We start from the raw sequence: 4,366 nt of genomic DNA, 5'->3' as shown, positions 1-4,366 counted from the left end.
CCGACTTCGTGGAGTTCGTCGACGCCGCCCACCAGCGGGGCATGCGCGTGATCATCGACTTCGTGATGAACCACACCAGCGACCAGCACCCGTGGTTCCAGGAGTCGCGTGCCAACCCCGACGGCCCCTACGGCGACTACTACGTCTGGGCCGACGACGACAAGCAGTTCCAGGACGCCCGGATCATCTTCGTCGACACCGAGGCCTCCAACTGGACCTTCGACCCGGTGCGCAAGCAGTACTACTGGCACCGGTTCTTCTCCCACCAGCCGGACCTCAACTACGAGAACCCGGCCGTCCAGGAGGAGATGATCTCCGCCCTGAAGTTCTGGCTGGACCTCGGCATCGACGGCTTCCGCCTGGACGCGGTGCCGTACCTCTACCAGCAGGAAGGCACCAACTGCGAGAACCTGCCGGCGACGCACGAGTTCCTGAAGCGGGTGCGGAAGGAGATCGACGCCCAGTACCCGGACAAGGTGCTGCTGGCGGAGGCGAACCAGTGGCCGGAGGACGTGGTCGACTACTTCGGCGACTACGCATCCGGCGGCGACGAGTGCCACATGGCCTTCCACTTCCCCGTCATGCCGCGCATCTTCATGGCGGTGCGGCGTGAGTCGCGCTACCCGGTCTCGGAGATCCTGGCCAAGACCCCGGCGATCCCGTCGGGCTGCCAGTGGGGCATCTTCCTGCGCAACCACGACGAGCTGACCCTGGAGATGGTCACCGACGAGGAGCGCGACTACATGTGGGCGGAATACGCCAAGGACCCCCGCATGCGCGCGAACATCGGCATCCGCCGCCGGCTGGCCCCGCTGCTGGACAACGACCGCAACCAGATCGAACTGTTCACCGCGCTGCTGCTGTCGCTGCCCGGCAGCCCGATCCTGTACTACGGCGACGAGATCGGCATGGGCGACAACATCTGGCTCGGTGACCGCGACGCGGTGCGCACCCCGATGCAGTGGACCCCGGACCGCAACGCCGGTTTCTCCTCCTGCGACCCGGGCCGCCTGTTCCTGCCCACGATCATGGACCCGGTCTACGGCTACCAGGTCACCAACGTGGAGGCGTCGATGTCGTCGCCGTCCTCGCTGCTGCACTGGACCCGCCGCATGATCGAGATCCGCAAGCAGAACCCCGCGTTCGGCCTGGGCTCCTACACCGAGTTGTCCTCCTCCAACCCCTCCGTGCTCGCCTTCCTGCGGGAGTACAAGGACGACCTGGTGATGTGCGTGCACAACTTCTCCCGTTTCGCGCAGCCGACCGAGCTGGACCTGCGGCAGTTCGAGGGCCGGCACCCGGTGGAACTGATCGGCGGGGTCCGCTTCCCCGCCATCGGGGAACTGCCCTACCTGCTCACCCTCGCAGGCCACGGCTTCTACTGGTTCCGCCTCCGCAAGGACGTCGCCTAGTCGTCCGGTCGGGGCGGTTTCCACCGCCCCGACCGGGGCACGCAGGCAAGTAACCCCCCGACCGTCCCCGGGGAAAGGACGCACGCCATGCCGGAAGCCGTCATCCGTCCCACCGCGACCCACCCCGGCCTGCTCGCCTCCCTCGATCCGCTGCTGCGGGAGTGGCTGCCGCGGCAGCGCTGGTTCGCCGGCAAGGGACGGCCGGTCACCGGGTTCTCCCTGGTGGCGGCCACCGACCTGCTGCCGCCCGGCGGCCCGCTGGGCCTGGTCCACCTCCTCGTGCGGGCGCACCAGCCGGACACCCCGGCGCCCGGCGCCGTGCCCCGCCCCGGGGACTGCTACCAGCTGCTGATAGGCGTCCGCGAGGCGCTGCCCCCGCACCTCGCACCCGCGCTCATCGGGCATCTGGAGGACGGCCCGCTGGCCGGGCGGACCGTGTACGAGGCGCTGTACGACCCCCGGGCCGCCACCGTGCTCCTTGAGGCGATCCGCAGCCGCGCCCACGTCGGCCCGCTGCGCTTCGAGGGGGACACGCGCCAGGAGATACCGGAGGGGCTCGTCCCGCGGCCGGTCACCTCCGAGCAGTCGAACTCCTCGATCGTCTACGGAGATACGTTCATCCTCAAACTCCTGCGCCGTGTCCTTCCGGGCGTCAACCCCGACCTCGAACTCCCGCTGGCACTCGCACGCGAAGGCTGCCCCCGGGTGCCCGCCCCGGCCGGCTGGCTGCTCGCCGACCTGGACGACCTCGAGGACCCGTACGTCCTGGGCGTGCTCCAGCCGTATGTGCGGGGTGCGACGGACGGCTGGGAGCTCGCGCTGCGCGAGCTGGCCAAGGGAGAGGATTTCACCGCCGAGGCGCGGGCGCTCGGGCGGGCGACGGCCGAGGTGCACACGGCGCTGTCCCGCGCCCTGCCCACGGTCACCTTCGGCCACGCCCAGACAGGGCTGCTGGTCGACGGCATGACCGAGCGGCTGGAGGCGGCAGCCCAGGCGGTGCCCGTGCTGCGGCCGTACGCGCCCCGGTTGCGCTCCGCGTTCGAGGCGCTGGGCGACCTCGCGGCCGAGGGGCGGGTGTGGACCGCCCAGCGCGTGCACGGCGACCTGCACCTGGGGCAGTGCCTGCGCTCGCCGTCCGGGGACTGGTCACTGATCGACTTCGAGGGAGAACCGTCGAAGCCGCTGGCCGAGCGCCGCATGCCGCAGCCGGTGGCGCGGGACATCGCCGGAATGCTGCGCTCCTTCGACTACGCGGCGCACTCGGCCGTCCCGGCGGACCCGGACTGGGCCACGGAGTGCCGGGCCGCCTACTGCTCCGGTTACGCGGAGGTCGCCGGGCTCGATCCGCGCACCGAACCGGTACTGCTGCGCGCGTACGAGACGGACAAGGCCGTGTACGAGGTCGTGTACGAGGCCCGCCACCGGCCCGACTGGCTCCCGGTCCCGATGGCGGCGATACGCCGCCTGTCCGCCGACCCCACACCATGACCCACCATCGCCTGCCGAGGAGGCCCCGTCCGTGACCCCCCGTCCTCCGTCCGACGACAGCACGAAGAAGAGCGCCGAGGGCCGGCCGACGGCCGGTGCGCAGAAGGCGACAGCGGCGGCCTCCAAGCCGCCGACGGCCGGGAAGAAGAAGGCGGTGGCGAAGAAGGCGGCGACCGGGGCGAAGAAGGCCACGGCGAAGAAGGCGGTCGCGAAGAAGGCCGTCGCGAAGGCACCGGTCGCGGAGGTGAAGAAGGCCGCCGCCGGGAGTGAGAGCACCGCGACGAAGGAGGCACCGGCCGGCACAGCCCCGGCGGGGAAGGCGCCCGCCGAGAAGACGGCGGCGAAGAAGACGGCGGCGGCGGCGGTCAAGAAGACTGCGGCGAAGAAGGTCGCCGCGAAGCAGGCCGCCGCGAAGACGACCGCGGCCGAGGTGGTCGCCGGGAAGGTGGCGAAGAAGGCACCGGCCGGCACAGCGCCGGCGAAGAAGGCCGTGGGCGAGAAGACTGTGTCCAAGGCGGCCAGGACGACGGCGGCGAAGGCACCTGCCAGGAAGGCGGCGACCAGGAAGACGGCGGCCAAGAAGACGGCCGCGAAGGAAGTCGCCGCCGAGAAGGTGGCCGCGCCGAAGGTCGCCGCGGCGGACCCCGTGGCCGCCGTGGCCGTGTCCCCCGCTCTCGCCGCCGCGGACCGCGAGCGGCTGCTGGCCGGCACCCACCACGATCCGCACTCCGTACTCGGCGCGCACCCGGTGCCAGGCGGTGTCGCCCTGCGTGCGTTCCGGCCGTACGCGCTGTCCGTGACGGTCGTCGCCGGGGATGTGCGGGCCGAGCTGCACGACGACGGGGACGGCTTCTTCTCCGGCCTGCTGCCGCTGCCGGACGTGCCGGAGTACCGGCTGCTGGTCGAGTACGAGGGCACGGTCCAGGACACCGAGGACGCGTACCGTTTCCTGCCCACGCTGGGCGACCTCGACCTGCACCTGATCGGTGAGGGACGCCACGAGGAGCTGTGGAAGGCACTCGGCGCCCACCCCGTGACCCACCAGGGCGTGACCGGCACCCGCTTCTCGGTGTGGGCGCCCAACGCGCGGGGCGTGCGCGTGGCCGGCAGTTTCAACTTCTTCGACGGCACCGGCTTCCCGATGCGCTCGCTCGGCTCCACCGGCGTGTGGGAGCTGTTCGTGCCCGGCATCGGCGAGGGCGAGCTGTACAAGTTCGAGATCACCCGGCCCGACGGCTCCAAGACGCTGCGCGCCGACCCGCTGGCCCGTCGCACGGAGGCCCCGCCGAACACGTCCTCGGTCGTGTGCGCCTCGCACCACGCCTGGGGGGACGCGGAATGGATGGCCCGGCGGGGCGAGCGGCCGGTGCACGAGGCGCCGTTCTCGGTGTACGAGGTGCACCTGCCGTCCTGGCGGCCGGGGCTGACCTACCGGCAGCTGGCCGAGCAACTCCCCGCCTACGTCA

2 protein-coding genes and 1 pseudogene are annotated in these 4,366 nt (G+C 71.5%); all 3 read left to right on the top strand.

The window, feature by feature from the left end:
- Positions 1-1,412 (top strand): maltose alpha-D-glucosyltransferase (gene treS, locus C3488_RS39270; RefSeq protein ID WP_103845590.1); only part of this gene is annotated, 1,412 nt, incomplete at its 5' end.
- An 87-nt stretch (positions 1,413-1,499) separates the two neighbouring features.
- Positions 1,500-2,900, top strand: coding sequence for a maltokinase (locus tag C3488_RS39265; RefSeq protein ID WP_103845589.1), 1,401 nt, complete (start codon positions 1,500-1,502; stop codon positions 2,898-2,900).
- Positions 2,901-2,931: 31 nt separating this feature from the next.
- Positions 2,932-4,366, top strand: a pseudogene (locus C3488_RS39260) (hypothetical protein); the annotation flags it as partial.

Source organism: Streptomyces sp. Ru72 (genome assembly GCF_002920635.1).
In the GTDB taxonomy this organism is placed as follows: domain Bacteria; phylum Actinomycetota; class Actinomycetes; order Streptomycetales; family Streptomycetaceae; genus Streptomyces.
This window is presented reverse-complemented; position numbering and strand designations above follow the sequence as displayed.